This window comes from Collinsella sp. LCP19S3_B6 (genome assembly GCF_052121815.1).
Taxonomy (GTDB): domain Bacteria; phylum Actinomycetota; class Coriobacteriia; order Coriobacteriales; family Coriobacteriaceae; genus Collinsella.
The window spans coordinates 13,321-30,752 of the sequence record NZ_JBQKDN010000008.1; the positions used below are offsets into that span (position 1 = coordinate 13,321).

Genomic DNA, 17,432 nt, shown 5'->3' on the forward strand with positions numbered 1-17,432 from the left:
TAACCGCCTCATGCGTTTGCCCCCTCCTCTCGCCGCCCGTATTCATACGTGCGCCGAAAGGTGTGCATGGACAGTCGCCCACGAGGGTAGGGTGGTGGCATAGGACATTTGGAGGGTGAGCCGGATCGGCTGCCGACCATGCTGCTCCCGGGACGGCATCGACCGCGAACTCTCCCCGTTGGCGTCGCGCATTGCGCGCGGCCCTGCAAGGAGGTCATCATGGGTGCTCCCAAGACCGGTAACGTAAGGAACGTGGTGCTCGTAGGCCAAGGTGGGGTGGGCAAGACTTCACTCGCCGAGGCCATGCTCCACCTTTCCGGCAAGACCGCCCGCCTGGGCGGCCACGACGGCACCAAGCCCACGCTCGACTATGACCCCGAAGAGGTCAAGCGTGCGTTTTCCATTTCGACGACCATTGCGCCGATCGACTGGAAGGGTGCGCGCATCAATGTGCTCGATGCCCCGTGCTACCCCGATTTTATCGGCGACGCCTTTGCCGCGATGAGCGTCTGCGAGACGGCTCTGTTTGTGGTCGACGCCGAGGCCGGCCCGCAGCCTACGACGGTTAAGCTCTGGTATGCCGCCGAGGACCTGCGTCTGGCGCGTGCGGTGTTCGTAAACCGCCTGTCGCGCTCCGAGGCCAGCTTTGCGACCACGATGGACCTGCTGCAGGAGCGCTTTGGCACGCGCCTGGGCGCCGTGACCCTTCCCTGGGGCGAGGGCGAGGACTTTGACGGTATCATCGACCTGGTGCGCATGAAGGCGCGCCATTGCAACGGCGCCGAAGCCGTTGAGTCGGAGATTCCCGAGGAGTATCGTGCCCAGGCCGAGGAGGCCCATGACCATCTGTGCGAGCTGGTGTCCGAGGCTGACGACGAACTGATGATGAAGTACTTGGAAGGCGAGGAGACGCTGACGCAGGAGGAGCTTGAAGGCCTGCTGTCGAAGGCGATCGCCGAGCGCATCTTTGTGCCGGTCTTTGCGGGCGATTGCATTAAGGAGCAGGGCGTCAACTCGCTGATGGACGACATCGCCACGTACTTCCCGGCGCCGACCGACTATGGTGAAATGCCGCTCATCGACGGTGATTCGCTCAAGATCTCGAGCGACGATGACCGCCCGGTGGCGTTTGTGTTTAAGACCCTGGCCGATCCTCAGCAGGGTCGCATCAGCTTCATCAAGGTGCTGACGGGCACGCTTGAGCCGGGCCTTGAGCTGATCAACGCGCGCACCCGCAAGAGCGATCGTCTGGCTCACCTGTATGTGATGTGCGGTCGCGACACGACCGAGGTCGGTCACGCCTATGCCGGCGATATCATCGTGGCGCCCAAGCTGGCGGCCGAGACGGGCGATACGCTCTCGATTACTGGCAAGGTCGAGGCTGCGGCGTTTAAGTTCCCCAACTCGCAGTACCGCATCGCCATCGAGGCCGAGAATCGCGGCGACGAAGAGAAGCTCTACACGTTTATCGAGAAGGCATGCAAGGCCGATCCGACCATGAGCATCGACCGCGACGAGGAGACCGGCCAGACCATCATTTCGGCGGTGGGCGAGGCGCAGGTTTCGGTCCTGCTCAATCGTCTTGAGGACCGTACCAAGGTCGCGGCCAAGAGCGTGCCGATTCGCATCCCGTATCGCGAGACCATTCGCCGCACGGCAACTGCCCAGGGCCGCCACAAGAAGCAGACCGGCGGCGCCGGCCAGTATGGTGACTGCTGGCTGCGCGTAGAGCCGCTCATTGGGCCCGACGGTACGAGCGACGGCTATGAGTTTGTGGACGAGGTCGTAGGCGGCCGCATTCCGCGCTCGCTCATTCCCGCCGTGGACAAGGGCGTTCAGGAGACCATGAAGGACGGCATCATTGCCGGCTACCCGCTTACGGGCATTCGCGTGGCTGTGTACGACGGCTCGTATCACAGCGTCGACTCCAACGAGATGGCGTTCCGCGCGGCGGCTCGCATCGGCCTGCGCAAGGCATGCGCCGACGCCGACCCGGTGGTGCTGGAGCCCATCGAGGAAATCACGGTGACTATTCCCGAGAGCTACGCCGGCGCCGTGATGGGCGACATCTCAGCCTCGCGCGGTCGCGTGACGGGTATGGAGACCGATGAGCGCGGAGACACCGTGGTCATCGCTCAGGCGCCTCTCGCCGAGCTGACGGATTACTCGACGCGTCTGCGCTCCATCACGCGCGGCACGGGCGACTTTACCATGAAGCCTGCGGGCTATGAGCAGGTGCCTTATGACGTTCAGGCCAAGCTGGTCGAGCGCTATGAGGAGGGCCGTGCCAAGTAGCGTTGGGCGTTGCCTGTAACATACATGCCGATGCAAGGGCCGCTCTGGGCAATCCAGGGCGGCCCTTTTTGATCCCTGGTGGGGTTGCAAACCGGTTCTTGTCGTGGCTCGGGGCTAGTCTCCCGAGGCCTGGTTGCGGCCGGTAGCGTAGTCGATCTGCACATGCGGCTGCAGGTTGTAGCAGTACACGTGGAAGCACAGGGTCTTGCCGTGGTCCTCGACCGATTGCGCCTCAAGACGCACGCCACGGCAGACGAGTTCCTCTTCGTTGTACATAGGCGTGACACGGTAAAGCACATGGTTGCCTGTCTCGCGGATGTAGCCGAGAATCTGCTCCTCAAATGGCAGCATGCCCGTTTCGTTGAGATAACGCGTGCCGGTGAGGAGATTCTTGCGGTTGGCGTTTTCGCCGCAGAGCGACCAGGCGATGAGGTGACAGCGATTGTAGAGGCTCTGGCCCGGAATAAAGTCGTAGCGCTGCTGGCGCCATCCGGCGGGATGGATACGCGAGATATCGCCGCGCTCGCCTTGACCGAGCGATTCGGGGCCCACGCAAGCGAGCGCTTTGCGGGTGCGGCCCAGACTGTCGAGCTTGGAGAACTTCTTAAAGCAGCCCTCTTCGGCGGCGCGCTCGTATTCATCGAGCGTGAATGATGGTGTGCCCAACGGGTGCGTGCTGTCGGCTCGCAGGGCAACATAGGGGTTGCCCGCGTAGTCAGGAATGCTGCTGAGGTATACGCCGCGGGCGCGGTCGAGATTGGGGTTTTCGACCTCGTCGATGGGGGTGGCGGCGCTGTCCGCGGAAGCGTCATCACCGGTGTCGGGTGCGGCGGAATGTGGCTTGTCGCCAGAGTTCGGGCTGTTTTGGGAGTCTGTGGAGTTTGCCGTTCCCGATTCGAGTCGGGCAACCAGGTCTGCCTCGTCGTCGGTGCGGCTGGGACTCTCGTCTTGCTTCTCGGCCAGAGCCGCCGCCTGTTCATCACTTTGCGGCGAGAGCAGTCTGGGCGCCCCGTCGAGCGATCCCGTAAACAGCGCAAACCCCAGCACCACAGCGGTGCCGATAGAAAGTGCTTGCTTGTAGGCGGACTTGCGCGACATGGTGACTCCTGGACGGACGGTTGGGAGTCTACCAGTCTAGCAGGAGCCGCCGAGGGCCGTTCTATCGAACAAATACTTAAGATTTAGGACAAACGCTACGGATTCATTTGCCTCATATTTGACGTATGGCTAGATCGAGGTAGAACCGAGCCAGTTGAGTTTGCATTCCGTTTTGGTTGAGAGCGGCTGGCAGCCAAGGGCATCCGCATGGGTTGCGGTGCCTTTTTTAGCGGGTAAACGGTCGAAAAATTCAGGTGAACGGTCAATGCGAGGCATATCAAACGAAATATCATTCGGACAACCGAATATACGGACGTTTATGATAATCTAATTGTCGTTCAAGAACGGCGGCCGGTACCCCCTGTGCGGTCGCCACTTGATACATCCAGTGGAGACAACAGGAGGCAAACACTATGTACGTAACCCTGCGCGAAGTCCTGGCAGAGGCCAACCAGCTCAACATGGCCGTCGGTGCTTTTAACACCCATAACCTCGAGATGTGCCCGTCGATTATCCGCGTCGCGGCTCGCCTGCACACCCCCGTGATCATCCAGACCTCCGAGGGCACCGCCAGCTATGTCGGTCACCGCAACCTGGTTGCTGTGTGCAAGTCCATGGCCGAGGAGTATGGCGTGAACGTCGTTCTTCACCTCGACCACGCCAAGAACTTCGACGAGATCCGCAAGGCTCTCGAGGCCGGCTATAGCTCGGTAATGTTTGACGGCTCCGCGCTTCCCTTCAAGGAGAACATCCTTGGTACCAAACGCATCGTCGAGATGGCTCAGGCCCACGGCGCTTCTGTCGAGGCCGAGCTCGGCACCGTTGGCGGTACCGAGGACGGCGTCGCCGTTGCCGATGCCGATGTGCGCTACACCGATCCCGAGCAGGCTGTCGAGTTCATCGAGAAGACCGGCATCGACGCCCTTGCCGTCGCTATCGGTACCAACCATGGCCAGTACAAGTCCAAGACCAACATCTCCTTCGATCAGCTCGAGAAGATCCGTGATGCCGTGAACGGCTTCCCCCTGGTCATCCATGGCGGTACCGGTGTTAAGGACGAGGATGTCCGTCACGTCATCGACCTGGGTATCCGCAAGTTCAATGTTGGCACCGATTTGCTCGTCAACTGGAACAAGACCTCCAAGCAGTGCTATGACGAGCTCAAGGAGAACGCCTCCAACCGCAACATGGTTATGCCTGCTCAGAAGGCCGTCGAAGAGGTTGTCGAGCACCGCATCAGCCTGTTCAAGAATATCGTCGCTTAGGGGCGAGGCGCACCGATGCAGATTACGGAGATGCTCAAGCGCGAAAACGTTCGCCTTGTCGATTCTGTCGATTCCTGGCAGGACGCGATCAAGCTTGCAATCGCCCCGCTCAACGAGGGCGGCTACGTCGAGGATCGCTATGCGGATGAGATCATCCGCGCTACCAACGAGATGGGTCCCTACTACGTGCTCACCGAAGACGTCGCGCTGATTCACGGCCGTCCCGAGGACGGCTGCATTAAAGGTCAGCTTGCCGTGACGGTCCTGAAGAAGCCCGTTAGGTTCTCGGAAGACAGCTTCGATGTTCGTCTTTTGGTCGCGCTTGCGGCAGAGGATTCCAATTCACATATTGAGGCTATGCAGGTACTTGCTGGCATCTTTATGGATGAGGACAAGATTGCGCAGATCGTCGCTTCTGATGATGCCGACGAGATTTATCAGGCATTTACGGGTGCGGCGGCGTAAAACAGCGTCGCTTGGTGCGGGCGAGTCTATGTATTCGCCCGCATCTAACCCGAGGCGGGGCGCGTGCCCCAAAAGGAAAGGAAATGAACATGGTCAAGATTTTGTGCTGCTGCGGCAATGGTCTTGGAAGCAGCTTTGCCTGCCAGATGGCTATTGAGCAGGTTATGAAGAAGCTCGGGGTCCAGTGCAAGATGGACCACGACAGCGTTTCCAGCGCTGCGGGTGCCTCCAAGGGCTTTGACATGATTGTCGCTGCCGAGAACTTCAAGACGCAGATTGAGAGCTACAACACCGGTCTTCCCTGCGTGTTCCTTAAGCGTCTTGTCGATAAGAAGGAAATCGAGGAGAAATTGACTCCGGTGCTCAAGGAGATGGGCGTCCTAGAGTAAGAGTCTTTTCGCCTAGATTGATAGAAATGTACATGAGAAAAAAGGGGTGTACAACATGGCTGTTCTTGAGTTTATTATCAATAACATCCTGACGCAGGCCGCCGTTGTTATCGGCCTCGTCGCCTGCCTGGGCCTTGTGCTTCAGAAGAAGCCGGTCAACGACGTGCTGCTCGGCACGTTTAAGACGATGCTCGGCTTCCTTGTTCTGGCTGCCGGCTCGAGCGTCATGCAGGGCTCTCTTGCCTACTTTGGCGATATGTTCAACTCCGCCTTCGGCTTCAACGGCATGACCGCCGTCGTCGCTTCCATCGAGGGCATCAACGGTCAGGCAATGACCGACCTCGGCCTTGGTTCCGAGATCGCCATCTGCCTCGCTGGCATCTTCGTGGTGAACATCATTCTCGCTCGTTTCACCAAGTTTAAGTATGTGTTCCTGACTGGCCAGGCCCTTCTGTGGGAGTCCACGCTCTGCGTCGTGTTCGCCTTCTTCTGCGGTCTTCGCGGTGTCCCCCTGATCGTCGTCAGCTCTATCGTCGGTGGCGCCTTCGCTACCCTCATGCCTGCCTTCGCTCAGCCCGTTGTCCGCAAGATTACCGAGTCCGATGACATCGCCCTGGGTCACTTCTGCACCTTTGGCTATATGTTCACCGCCCTTATCGCAAGCATCACCAAGAAGCTCGCTGGCGGCAAGGAGTCCAAGTCCACCGAGGACCTCGAGATTCCGCAGTCCCTGTCCTTCCTCCAGGATACCTACGCTGCTGTCGGCCTGGTCATGATCATTTTCTACCTGGTCGTCGCTGCTTTCGCTGGTCCTGCTGCCGCTGCTGACTACTGCGGCGCCACCAACTTCATGGTCTACGCTTTCCTCCAGGCCATGCAGTTCGTCGTTGGTCTGTACGTCCTGCTCGCCGGCGTCCGCCTGCTGCTCGCCGAGCTCGTCCCCGCCTTCCAGGGCATCTCGATGAAGCTCGTCCCCGATGCGCGCCCCGCTCTGGACTGCCCTGTCCTGTTCACCTATGCCCCTAACGCCGTTATCTTCGGCTTTGTGTTCACCACGCTTGGCTCGCTGATCGGCATGGCTATCACCGGCTTCATGGGCACCCTCGTCATCCCTGGCGTTATGTCCAACTTCTTCGCTGGCGGCACTGCTGGTATCTTCGGTAACGCCATCGACGGTCGTCGCGGCGCCATCATCGGCTGCATCTTCCACGGCATCTTCATCATGATCCTGCCTGCGCTCCTGTCCCCGATGCTCGCTCAGATTGGCTTCGTGAACATGACCTGCACCGACGTCGACACCGTCGTCACCGGCTTCTTCTTCATGGCCATCAAGTCCATCCTCAGCGTCTTTGGTATCGCATAAGGATTCTTGTAGCGCCTGACGAAGGTCTAAGTCTTTCTTTAAGGGGGTTGTTCCTGTGCCTGGTCCCCGGCAGGGGAACAACCCCCTTCATTTATTACTGCTAGTGGAGGTTTCCAATGGGTTTGTTTGGATTTGGCAAGAAAAAGGGGAAGGTGGCCTCCGCTGCAGCCGAGACCGCACCCGTTCTCGATCGAGATGCCGTTCTCGACGCCGTTAAGGCAAAGCGTTCCGAGCTCGAGGGCAAGGAGGGCGTCGCTGCCGCAAACGTTCTAAACGAAATTGGCAAGCTTTATGCCGATGCCAACATGGTCGACGAGGCCGTTGAGGCATACGAGCAAAGCCTGGAAGTCAATCGCACGATGGGTAAAGCGTCTGCGGCACTGGTCAAGCTGTACAACAAGAAGCGTGCGGCTGCCGCCGAAGCGAAAGACGATGAGGCTATCAAGTATTACATGGACAAGGTTACCGAGATGCTTGCCATCTCCAAAGACCAGCTTCGTGGCAAATAATCGGGTAGTAAGAAGGGTTTCCTAGCATGGAAAAGACGCTGATTTTGCTTGCCGGACCTCCGGCTACGGGAAAAACCGATTTGGCAGATCGCATCAAGGCTCGCCATACATCCGAGAACTTTTTGAGTGTCTCGCTTGATGACGTTAAGGAAGAGTATTGGGATACGTACGGCTTTAACAATGCCGAGGAAAAGGCACAGGTTGATGCGAACGCTCTTCAGGAGTGGTTCCGTCGCCTCGATGCTGCCATGGCGGATGGGCCGCAGATTATGTGCGATTATCCGTTCTCTGCTAAGCAGCACGACAGGCTCGCCGAGCTGGCCGACAAGCACGGCTACCGTGTGCTCACGATTCGTCTTGTCGCCGATCCCGTTATGATCAGCAAGCGCTACCGTGCTCGCGATCTTAAGCCGACGCGTCATCTTGCGCACATTGTGACGCATTATCACAAGGGCGATGTGCTCGAGGATCGTAGCAAGGGCGATGACCTGGTCGATTTGGATACCCTTGTCGACCGAATCAAAAAACGCGGCTATGATACGTTTGAGCTAGGTCATACCATTGAGCTTGACGTGACCAATGTCGATACCGTTGACTATCCGGGCTTTTTGGCCAAGGTCGATGAGTATCTGGACGATCCTTCGTCGGTTGCCGCCATTGCCGCCAAGGCGGGGGCGGAGCTTACCGATGAGGACCTCTGCTCGCGCATCGACTATACATTGCTTAAGCCGACGGCGACTTGGGATCAGATTGATGCCATTTGTGCCGAGGCAATCGAGTACGGTTGTGCCAGCGCATGCATCCCGCCTTCGTATATCGCCCGTGCCCACAAGGCTTATCCCGATCTTGCGCTTACCACGGTCATCGCTTTCCCGCTTGGCTATATGACGAGCGCTGCGAAAGCCGCCGAAGCGGCCGATGCCTACGCCAACGGTGCCTCCGAAATCGATATGGTGATCGATCAGGGCATGGTCAAGGCTCGCGATTACCAGGCAATCGAGGACGATATTCGAGCCGTGCGCGAGGCCGTGCCCAATGCGACGCTCAAGGTCATTGTCGAAACGTGCTATCTGGCGCAGGAAACCAAAAAGCCAATCTGTCATGCCGTCGAGGCTGCCGGTGCAGACTTTATTAAGACGTCTACGGGCTTTGGTACGGCTGGTGCCCAGGTCGAGGATGTCTATCTGTTTGCTCAAGAGTTGGGCGGCCGTGTAAAGGTTAAGGCATCGGGCGGCGTACGCACGAAAGAAGATCTTGCGCTTATGTCGGGCGCTGGTGCCGATCGTATCGGCGCGAGTGCCAGCCCGCGCAAGCTTTTCGGCGCGCTCTAGAGGCAGCTTGGGGCATTCTTTGCATAAGGAATGCCCCAAGCTAGCGGTGAGTTGGTGAAGTATACTCGGCTGGAATGAAATATGCTCAGGCAGGGTTATCGATGTGTGTCTTTTGATATTTTGCAGTTAACATTTATTAAAAGACAGCACCTGATGTCAAGGATTTAGAGAACTGTTCCAGATAGGGTGGGATGATGACCGAAACGTCTGAGCTCGATTTTAGCGGTAAGGAACAGCTGTACTATCAGCTGTACGATATCTTGTTCCAGGGAATTACGAGCGGCGCCTACAAGATTGGCGACTATATTCCCTCCGAAAGCGATCTTATGAAGCGCTATGACGTTTCGCGTGCAACGGCGCGCAAGGCGATGGAGCTGCTTTCTAATAATGGCTTGATTGAGAAGAAGCGTGGCCGCGGATCCGAGGTTATTGCCAACGTGCCACTTAGCTCGCCTAAGCGTGTCTCGAGCTATATCAAGAAGAATGTGGACGAGTTTGCAGTGCCGCAAAAACGCTTGATTGAGTCTGGCGTTGTAACCATGCCTCAGCACGTTGCCCACGAGCTGGGCTTGGCTGAGGGCGCAAAGGCCTTCTGCCTTCGCCGTGTGCGCGTGTCGGGCGATCGTCCGTTCTATCTGGAGACGATTTATTACGAAGACGGCTATGTCCCGCATATTGCGGAGCGCGACTTTTCCAAGGAATCGCTTCGCGCTTATCTCAATAACTCGTGCGATATTCGCTGGAGCCGTGCGAGCCAAAAGATTGGAGCTTGCGTTGCTACCGACGAGCAGGCCGAGCTATTGGGCATCAGCGTTGGTGCTCCGCTGCTCAACATTACGAGGGTTTCTCATGACCAGCAGAATGTGCCCCGTGAGTATGTGGAGTCGTTCTACCGCGCCGACCTCTACCGCCTCGAGATCGAACTCGATTAAGGGGCTCTCCGTTCCACTCTGATGCGGCGGCGCTTTTGACAAACAATTCAGTCCGTACATTTCTATATCATCATGTATGTAAGGAGTACATTATGGCAATCAAGGTATTTGCCGACGGTGCCAATCTCGAGGGCATGCTCGACATGGCCGAGAACGGTAACGTTCAGGGCTTTACGACTAACCCATCGCTTATGAAGGCGGGCGGCGTGACCGATTATCGCGAGTTCGCCAAGACCGTGCTCGAGCACATCACCGATGTCTCGGTTTCGTTTGAGGTCTTTGCGGACGATGAGGCGGGCATGGAGGCCGAGGCTCGCGAGATTGCGACTTGGGCTGACAATGTGTATGTCAAGATTCCCGCACTCAATACCAAGGGTGAGTCGACCGCGGCGCTCGTTAAACGTCTTTCCGCTGACGGCATCAAGGTAAACGTTACGACGATCTTTACTCCCGAGCAGGTCGATGAGTTTGTGGACGCTGTCTCTGCTGAGACGCCGTCTATCATCTCTATCTTCGCCGGCCGTATTGCCGATACCGGCGTTGATCCGCTGCCGTTGATGGCTGAGTCTGTCAAAAAGGCCGCGGCAAAGCCGCTGTGTGAGGTGCTGTGGGCGTCTACCCGTGAGCTGCTGAATATCTATCAGGCCGAGTCCGTGGGGTGCCAGATCATTACCGTCCCCAACGGCATCCTGGCCAAGCGCAAGAACGTCGGTAAGGACCTCATGGAGTATTCGCTCGACACCGTTAAGGGTTTCGCGCGTGATATCGAAACGCTTGGATTCCACATCCTGCCGTAACCGGACAAGCCGAGTCGTTTATATCGGCTGATGGCAGAAGGAGTAAGGGTCGTCGTTGCCTGTACGGCGGCGACTCGTAATGCCCCAAGTTGGCAAAGGCTCCTGGCTTTTGTTGACTTGGGACTTTTGTGTTTTAGGGTGAAATTTCCGTCTGGCACGCCATCTTAAAATGCAGATTGCAGACGGTGCCGTCTGTACCGTGGATATCGCCCACATGTATATGGCTCAGAAGGCGATTCAAAATGAATGCACCGCCTGTGGCATTGAGCACAAGGCTGAGGCCCAGGGTGGTCTGGGCATCGAGAAGGAGCTGACGCGGGAAGACGTTGACTCCGCCGACATCGCGACCGTGCCTATGGCCGCGCTCAAGAAGTGGCCGCACCACACGCTGGCCGATCAAGGTCTCGCCTCCTTCGAGGCTGACTGGGAAAAGGTCGTCGCGCGGGCTTAAACGAGTGAATTGCCCCGGCATTGCATCATCCAGTGCCGGGGTTGTTCTCAAGAGAGGAATTCGTATGACCAACCAGGAACTGGCGAAGGTCGCCAATGAGGTCAGGAAGGGTGTCGTGACTGCGGTTCACGCCGCCAAGTCGGGGCATCCGGGCGGATCGCTTGGCGCCGCCGACATTATGACCTACCTCTACTTTGAGGAAATGGATGTCGACCCGGCGAATCCGAGCCGCGCTGAGCGCGATCGCTTTGTGCTCTCCAAGGGACATTGCGCTCCGGCACTCTACGCCGTGCTCGCCGAACGCGGGTTCTTTCCTAAGGAGGAGCTCGAGACGCTCCGTCATATCCGCAGCCGCCTGCAGGGCCATCCCAATATGAATGACACGCCGGGCGTCGACATGTCTACCGGCTCGCTCGGTCAGGGTATCTCCGCCGCGGTCGGAATGGCGCTCGCCGCAAAGCACTGGGGTGACAGCTACCGCGTCTACACGCTGTTGGGCGACGGCGAGTGCGAGGAGGGCCAGGTGTGGGAGGCGGCCATGTTCGCCGGCAACCACGACCTGGATAACCTCGTCGCTATCGTCGATCACAATGGCCTGCAAATTGACGGCAGTATCGACGAAGTTAACTCGGCTATGCCGCTTGCCGACAAGTTCCGCGCCTTTAAGTGGCATGTGATTGAGCTCGCCGACGGCAACGACATGGCGCAGATTGCCGCGGCCTTTGCCGAGGCTCGCAAAGTGAGTGCCTCGCCTGTGGCCATTATCGCCGAGACGGTGAAGGGCAAGGGCGTTTCCTTTATGGAAAACCAGGTGGGCTGGCACGGCAAGGCCCCCAACGATGAACAGTTTGAGCAGGCCATGGCCGAGCTCGCAGCAGCAGGGGAGGAGCTCTAATGGCAGACGTCAAGAAAGTCGCCACGCGCGTTAGCTATGGCGAGGCACTTGTCGAGCTGGGCAATGAGCACGATGACTTTGTGGTTCTCGATGCCGACCTGGCCGCCGCCACGCAGACCGGTAAGTTTAAGGCTGCGCACCCTGAGCGCTTCTACGACGCCGGCATTGCCGAGAGCAACTTGATGGGGCTTGCCGCCGGCATTGCAACCACGGGCCACGTCGCCTTTGCAAGCACCTTTGCCATGTTCGCCGCCGGCCGCGCGTACGAGCAAGTGCGTAATTCCATCGGCTATCCGCACCTCAACGTCAAAATCGGCGCCACGCACGCGGGCATCTCGGTCGGTGAAGACGGCGCCACGCATCAGTGCTGCGAGGACATCGCGCTCATGCGCACGATTCCGGGTATGACGGTGATCGTTCCCGCCGATGACATCGAGGCTCGCGCTTGCGTACGCGCCGCCTATGGGTTTGAGGGGCCGGTCTACATGCGTTTCGGCCGTCTGGCAACACCGGTCATCAACGACCGCGAGGACTATGAGTTCAAGATTGGCCGCGGCGTGGTCGTGCGCGAGGGGTCCGATGTGACTATCGTCGCATGCGGTCTCATGGTCGCCGAGGCGCTTGAGGCTGCCGAGGCGCTCGCTGCCGATGGCATCGATGCCGAGGTCATCAACATGCACACGATCAAGCCACTTGATGAGCGCCTGGTGGTTGCCAGCGCCAAGAAGACCGGTCGCGTGGTCACCGCTGAGGAACATTCGATTATCGGTGGTCTTGGCGAGGCCGTGGCTTCGGTGCTCGCGGAGCAGCATCCGGTGCCGATGCGACGCGTCGGCGTGCGTGATGTGTACGGCGAGTCCGGCCCTGCGGTCGATTTGCTGCACAAGTACGGTTTAGACGCCGACGGTATCGAAGCTGCAGTCAGGTCTGTGTTGTAAGGAAGACTTCCACGGGATTAGTATCTGCCAACCAAGTGACGATCGGGTATACCGTCGCCTCTTGCGAGGACGCCCTGCATTATTTGTCCGAGCAGGCCATCGAGCTCGGTTTTGCCGATGACGCATCTGCCGTAGAGGCTGCCTTTATTGCTCGCGAGAACGAGGCCGAGACCGGCCTTGTCGCCGGTTTTGCCGTTCCGCATGCCAAAAGCGACGCGATCCACACGCCGGGCGTTGCCGTGCTTAAATTGGCCGAGCCCGTTGGATGGCCGAGCTTCGATGGGGTGCCCGTCGATGTTGCGCTCGCGCTGTACGTGCCCGCCGGCGAGGCTGGAACCACGCACCTGCGTCTGCTCTCCAAGGCTGCCGTGATGCTGATGGACGCCGGCTTCCGTGACAAGGTGCGCGCGAGCAGCGATCCCGTTGAGATTGCGGAGCTCATCAATAGCGGACTCGAAGACTAGAACGGTCATCCCGTTCAATCAATCGATCCTTCTCCAAGGAAAAGGGCCGCGACGCCATAGAGGTGTCGCGGCCCTGTTTGCGTTTCCCCAGATAAAACCTGCCAAAATAAACCTGTCCCTTTTGGGCAGGCTGCGTCATAAAGCTTCTGTCTATGTAACAAAAGTACAATATGATATATACGTTATATACAAGCTTGTAACGTGCAGCAGATTTGCGGTAACGCAAGCCGATGAAGGGGTCGATATGATCAAGGCTGTTATTTTTGACATGGATGGAACGCTGATTGATACCGAGCGTTTGGACATGAGGGCATGGAAGGTGGGCGCGGCCGAGCTGGGGATCGCGATTGATGATGCGTTAATCCATCAGTTTATCGGCCGTTCGAATGCCGATGTTAAGGACATCCTTGAGGCGCATTACGGCAAGGGCGAAACCGCCGACGCGATTTTTGCCCGCAACATTGAGCTACACAGCGAGATGGCCAAGACCGACCTGGAGCTTAAGGCCGGCGCCGCCGAGCGCCTCGACGAGCTGCTGGCTGCGGGCTATCACGTGGGCCTTGCGACGTCGTCACGCCGCGTCGCGGCCGAGCGCAATCTTAAGACGGTCGGCCTCTTTGACAAGTTTGAGACGGTGACCTGCGGCGAGGACGTCCTGCACGGCAAGCCCGACCCCGAGATCTACCTGCTTGCCTGCGAGCGCGCGGGCTTTGCCCCCGAGGAATGCGCTGTGGTCGAGGATTCGCGCAACGGCTGCGTCTCGGGTATTACGGCCGGCTGCCATGTCTTTGCCGTCCCCGACATCGTGCCGCTGCCGCAGGACGTGGTGGATGGCTGCGAGGCCGTGCTCAATACGTTGTTCGACCTGACGGCGGCGGTCAAGGCCGTGCGCTAAAGGTATGTGCCGAGATCGATGACGGTGGCTTCGGAGTGGCCGCTTGCCTGGGTGCTGGCGCGCTCGGCGATCTGGGCGCCGATGCCGTGGCCGTCGGCTACGGCATTCCGCTCTCCGGCGTCAATGATCTCAATTTTGATATCGGGATACAGGGCGAGGGCCTTGTGGATGCCAAGTATGCGCAGGGCGAGCTGCATGAATGCCGCCCTGTCCGCAACGGTGATTTGGCGTGGCACTCTTCGCGTTTCCCCAGATAAAACCTGCCAAAATAAACCTGTCCCTTTTTGGTAGGTTACTGGTTCATGTTGCCGTGGATGTAGGGGGTGACTTCGGGGGAGATGTGGGCGCAGCCCAGCTCGCGCAGCGCGGACTCGATGGCGGCGGGCAGCGGGGTCTTGCCCTCGGCATTGACGGTAGCACCGCCGAGAGCGGCAATCTTGGCGACATCTGCGTGAGCGGCTTCGATACGCATGCGGCCGCCGACCAAGCGCGCGCGTACCTGCGCCAGACCAAGATCGTGCAGGTAGTCCTCGCAGGCGCGGATTAAATCGACCTTCTCATGCGTAAGCTCCTCGCCTGTGGGGACGCGCGTGGCAAGACAGGCTCCCGCCGGCAGGTTCCAAACGGGATAGCCCCATGCGCGCAACAGCTCGCGCTCTTCGTCCTTGGTAAAGCCGACCTCCATAAGAGGGGAGCTTACGCCGAGCTCTTTGGCAGCGCGCATGCCGGGACGGTAGTCACCGCGATCGCTTGCATTGCTGCCATCGATGACGATGGGAAAGCCGAGCGACTTAGCGTGGTTGACGATGGCGGTAAAGCCGGCGTGCTTGCAGTGGTAGCAACGGTTGGCGTCGTTGCAGGCTACTTGGGGGAGCTGCAGCTGATCGACCGAAAGATTGAGCACGGGGAGCTTAAAATGCGGTCCCTCATTGGTTTGCCTGTCAACGGATCGCTCAAACGAGGTCTGTTCGGGCGTGCCGATGAGCGGCGTGGTGAGGTGAACGAGAAGCGTGCTGGCAGGTATGATGCGGGCGCAGACCGCGGCCAAAAAGCTGCTGTCGACGCCACCGGAAAAGCCGATGGCGACGCGTCCGTATGCCAAAAGCAGCTGTTCGAGCGCCGCGAGTTTGTCCTGAAGCTCCTTTGCAGGTGCGGTAGTGTCTGAAAGCATAAAACAATCCTTACCATTGAGTACTCGGTCGAAAACTATAATCCTATCGGACTGCTCGTCATATGACTTCTGCCTATGTAACGATAGTGCAATATGCTATATACGTTATATACAAGTTTGTAAAGTGCGCTAGAGTGGCCGTAATGCAATCCGGTGAGGGGACCGATATGATCAAGACTGTAATTTTTGACATGGACGGAACGCTGGTCGATACCGAGCGTTTGGGCATCAAGGCATGGAAGGCGGGCGCTGCCGAGCTGGGGGTCGCGATTGATGATGCGCTGATCCATCAGTTTATCGGCCGCACGCTGCCCGATGTCATGGACATCCTTGATAAGCATTACGGCAGCCATGAAACCACCGAGGCGATCTATGTTCGCCACAAGGAGATTCGCGACGAGATGGTCAAGACCGATTTGGAGCTTAAGGCCGGTGCCGCCGAGTGCATAGGCGAGCTGCTGGCTGCGGGCTATCACGTGGGTCTAGCGACGTCGTCGCGCCTCGTTACGGCCGAGCGCAACCTTAAGATGGTCGGCCTTTTTGACAAGTTTGAGACGGTGACCTGCGGCGAGGACGTCGTGCACGGCAAGCCTGACCCCGAGATGTATCTGCTTGCCTGCGAGCGCGCGGGCTTTGCTCCCGAGGAATGCGCTGTGGTCGAGGATTCACGCAACGGCTGCGTCTCGGGTATTACGGCCGGCTGCCATGTCTTTGCCGTCCCCGACATTGTGCCGCTGCCGCAGAATGTGGTGGACGGCTGCGAGGCCGTGCTCGATACGCTGTTCGACCTTACGGCGGCGGTCAAGGCCGTGCGCTAGACAGCTGCGGCGTTGAAACGGGCAATTGCCCACATTTACGCTTAAGCATAAGGGGTCCGGCAATGGCCGGGCCTCTTTTGCTTAAGCTGCGTTTTGGCATACTGGTCGACGTGCTATAGATACGCGCCCAGGTTGATGGCGGTGGCTTCGGCTTGGCTGCTTGCCTGGGTACTGGCGCGCTCTAAGAGGAACGGCCGCACGAGTTCCTGACGGTTGATGTCCTCGGCGGCTGTGACCTCGGTGACGGTGCGTGCGGAGGAGCCGATACGGACGCGTTTGGTTTTTGTCGGCGCCTTGTTCTCGATCTGTTCCATGAGCAGCTGGACACCCTTGCGGCCAATCTCGTAGCCCGGGGGTGCTACGGTGGTGAGCGGTACTGCGCCGCTCCATGCAAGCGGGTTACCGTCGCAGCCGGCCACGCGAACTTGCTTGGGGACGGAGATGCCTTTGTCGATCAACGCCGAGATAACACCCGAGGCCAATACGTCGGTTAGGCCGATGACAAAATCCGGACGCTCGTCAGCAGAGCGCTCGGCAATCTGGGCGCCGATGCCGTAACCGTCGGCAGCGGTATTCCATTCTCCGGCGTCAATGACCTCAATTTTGATGTCGGGATGAAGGGCGAGGGCCTTGTGAATGCCAAGCACGCGCAGGGTGAGCTGCATAAATGCCGCTCTGCCCACAACGGTGATATGGCGTGCGCCGCGGGCAATGGCGAGCTCGGCGATAATGCGCCCCTGTGCCTCGTTATCGGCGGCCACGTAGTAACCGGGCTCGGAACAGTGGATGTCCAGATGGACAATCGGCACGGGCATCTTGGTCATGGCGGGGTGCCAATCGGGGGATGCCATGGGCTGAACCATGACGCCGGACATCTGCGTGCCCATAAAATAGCGCAGGTAGTGGTCTTCGAGGATGTCGTCGTTATCGGCGTTGGCGATAAGCAGGTCGTAACCGTGCTTGCGGGCCTCGTTATGGGCACCGCTGGCAATTTGGAGCGAGAAGCCGTGGTCGAGACGGGGGAGGACCAGGCCAAAGGACTTGGTGGTGCCTCCTGCGAGCTGGCGGGCGCTTTGGTTGGGCAGGTAGCCAAGGCGATTGATGGTCTCGTTGATGAGTTTGAGGGTCTCGGGGCGCAGCTTTTCGGGATGGTTGAGCGCGTTGGATACCGTGCCCAGCGAGACCCCTGCCTCGCGCGCGACGTCGCTGATTTTTACCTTTGCCATAGCGGCCCCTTTGATGCGTTTCAAGTACAAGCCAGATTGTAGCATCGCCCGTCCCTAGGGTGTCAAAACCTGCCAATTAGGGACAGGTTTATTTTGGCAGGTTTTATCTGGGGAAACGCTATTGCCAACG

Annotated in this window: 17 protein-coding genes and 2 pseudogenes; 15 read left to right on the plus strand and 4 right to left on the minus strand. The window is 58.8% G+C overall.

The features are described from left to right. The first annotated feature begins 219 nt into the window (after positions 1 to 219). The gene (locus ACTQWD_RS04250; protein ID WP_441559342.1) at positions 220 to 2,295 is read left to right on the plus strand and encodes an elongation factor G; all 2,076 of its coding nucleotides are present in this window, start codon (positions 220 to 222) and stop codon (positions 2,293 to 2,295) included. Positions 2,296 to 2,409: 114 nt separating this feature from the next. Here ACTQWD_RS04250 and ACTQWD_RS04255 read toward each other — a convergent pair whose 3' ends face one another. Then, positions 2,410 to 3,393, minus strand: a complete 984-nt coding sequence (locus tag ACTQWD_RS04255; protein WP_441559343.1) for a DNA/RNA non-specific endonuclease — start codon at positions 3,391 to 3,393, stop codon at positions 2,410 to 2,412. A 413-nt stretch (positions 3,394 to 3,806) separates the two neighbouring features. Between ACTQWD_RS04255 and ACTQWD_RS04260 the strand changes: the two genes are divergently transcribed. The 13 genes and pseudogenes from ACTQWD_RS04260 (at position 3,807) to ACTQWD_RS04320 (ending at position 14,087) form a co-directional block, all read left to right on the plus strand. Further along, positions 3,807 to 4,658, plus strand: a complete 852-nt coding sequence (locus tag ACTQWD_RS04260) for a class II fructose-bisphosphate aldolase (protein ID WP_118094350.1) — start codon at positions 3,807 to 3,809, stop codon at positions 4,656 to 4,658. A 15-nt stretch (positions 4,659 to 4,673) separates the two neighbouring features. Continuing rightward, complete coding sequence (locus tag ACTQWD_RS04265) at positions 4,674 to 5,123, plus strand: PTS sugar transporter subunit IIA (protein WP_441554994.1); 450 nt, start codon at positions 4,674 to 4,676, stop codon at positions 5,121 to 5,123. Positions 5,124 to 5,212: 89 nt separating this feature from the next. After that, on the plus strand, positions 5,213 to 5,512 hold the full coding sequence (locus tag ACTQWD_RS04270) for a PTS sugar transporter subunit IIB (protein WP_117734930.1): 300 nt from the start codon (positions 5,213 to 5,215) through the stop codon (positions 5,510 to 5,512). 55 nt (positions 5,513 to 5,567) lie between these two features. Beyond that, on the plus strand, positions 5,568 to 6,875 hold the full coding sequence (locus ACTQWD_RS04275; RefSeq protein WP_441554995.1) for a PTS ascorbate transporter subunit IIC: 1,308 nt from the start codon (positions 5,568 to 5,570) through the stop codon (positions 6,873 to 6,875). 116 nt (positions 6,876 to 6,991) lie between these two features. Next, on the plus strand, positions 6,992 to 7,384 hold the full coding sequence (locus tag ACTQWD_RS04280; RefSeq protein WP_441554996.1) for a hypothetical protein: 393 nt from the start codon (positions 6,992 to 6,994) through the stop codon (positions 7,382 to 7,384). 26 nt (positions 7,385 to 7,410) lie between these two features. Then, positions 7,411 to 8,715 carry a deoxyribose-phosphate aldolase gene (gene deoC, locus ACTQWD_RS04285; RefSeq protein ID WP_441559344.1) on the plus strand — a complete coding sequence of 435 codons (1,305 nt, stop codon included), beginning with the start codon at positions 7,411 to 7,413 and terminating at the stop codon, positions 8,713 to 8,715. Between the two features lie 191 nt (positions 8,716 to 8,906). After that, positions 8,907 to 9,647, plus strand: a complete 741-nt coding sequence (locus tag ACTQWD_RS04290) for a GntR family transcriptional regulator (protein ID WP_441559345.1) — start codon at positions 8,907 to 8,909, stop codon at positions 9,645 to 9,647. Between the two features lie 92 nt (positions 9,648 to 9,739). After that, positions 9,740 to 10,444: a transaldolase gene (locus tag ACTQWD_RS04295; RefSeq protein ID WP_441554999.1), complete on the plus strand. Its 705-nt coding sequence runs from the start codon at positions 9,740 to 9,742 to the stop codon at positions 10,442 to 10,444. A gap of 334 nt (positions 10,445 to 10,778) precedes the next feature. Then, positions 10,779 to 10,895: pseudogene (locus tag ACTQWD_RS04300) on the plus strand (fructose-6-phosphate aldolase); the annotation flags it as partial. A 64-nt stretch (positions 10,896 to 10,959) separates the two neighbouring features. Beyond that, positions 10,960 to 11,790, plus strand: a complete 831-nt coding sequence (locus tag ACTQWD_RS04305; protein ID WP_441559346.1) for a transketolase — start codon at positions 10,960 to 10,962, stop codon at positions 11,788 to 11,790. Next, positions 11,790 to 12,728, plus strand: a complete 939-nt coding sequence (locus ACTQWD_RS04310) for a transketolase family protein (protein WP_441559347.1) — start codon at positions 11,790 to 11,792, stop codon at positions 12,726 to 12,728. The genes ACTQWD_RS04305 and ACTQWD_RS04310 overlap by 1 nt, the downstream gene beginning before the upstream one ends. A gap of 32 nt (positions 12,729 to 12,760) precedes the next feature. Further along, a pseudogene (locus ACTQWD_RS04315) lies at positions 12,761 to 13,192 on the plus strand (PTS sugar transporter subunit IIA); the annotation flags it as partial. A 244-nt stretch (positions 13,193 to 13,436) separates the two neighbouring features. Continuing rightward, complete coding sequence (locus ACTQWD_RS04320) at positions 13,437 to 14,087, plus strand: HAD family hydrolase (protein ID WP_441559348.1); 651 nt, start codon at positions 13,437 to 13,439, stop codon at positions 14,085 to 14,087. On the opposite strand, the gene ACTQWD_RS04325 is transcribed toward ACTQWD_RS04320, so the two are convergent. Continuing rightward, positions 14,084 to 14,284: a hypothetical protein gene (locus ACTQWD_RS04325; RefSeq protein WP_441559349.1), complete on the minus strand. Its 201-nt coding sequence runs from the start codon at positions 14,282 to 14,284 to the stop codon at positions 14,084 to 14,086. The two genes, ACTQWD_RS04320 and ACTQWD_RS04325, sit on opposite strands and share 4 nt — an antisense overlap. Positions 14,285 to 14,379: 95 nt before the next feature. Then, on the minus strand, positions 14,380 to 15,258 hold the full coding sequence (locus tag ACTQWD_RS04330) for a hypothetical protein (RefSeq protein WP_441559350.1): 879 nt from the start codon (positions 15,256 to 15,258) through the stop codon (positions 14,380 to 14,382). Positions 15,259 to 15,425: 167 nt separating this feature from the next. Here ACTQWD_RS04330 and ACTQWD_RS04335 point away from each other — a divergent pair, with 167 nt between their 5' ends. Further along, positions 15,426 to 16,076: an HAD family hydrolase gene (locus tag ACTQWD_RS04335; RefSeq protein WP_441559351.1), complete on the plus strand. Its 651-nt coding sequence runs from the start codon at positions 15,426 to 15,428 to the stop codon at positions 16,074 to 16,076. 113 nt (positions 16,077 to 16,189) lie between these two features. On the opposite strand, the gene ACTQWD_RS04340 is transcribed toward ACTQWD_RS04335, so the two are convergent. Then, positions 16,190 to 17,302 carry a LacI family DNA-binding transcriptional regulator gene (locus ACTQWD_RS04340; protein ID WP_441559352.1) on the minus strand — a complete coding sequence of 371 codons (1,113 nt, stop codon included), beginning with the start codon at positions 17,300 to 17,302 and terminating at the stop codon, positions 16,190 to 16,192. Positions 17,303 to 17,432 lie beyond the last annotated feature (130 nt).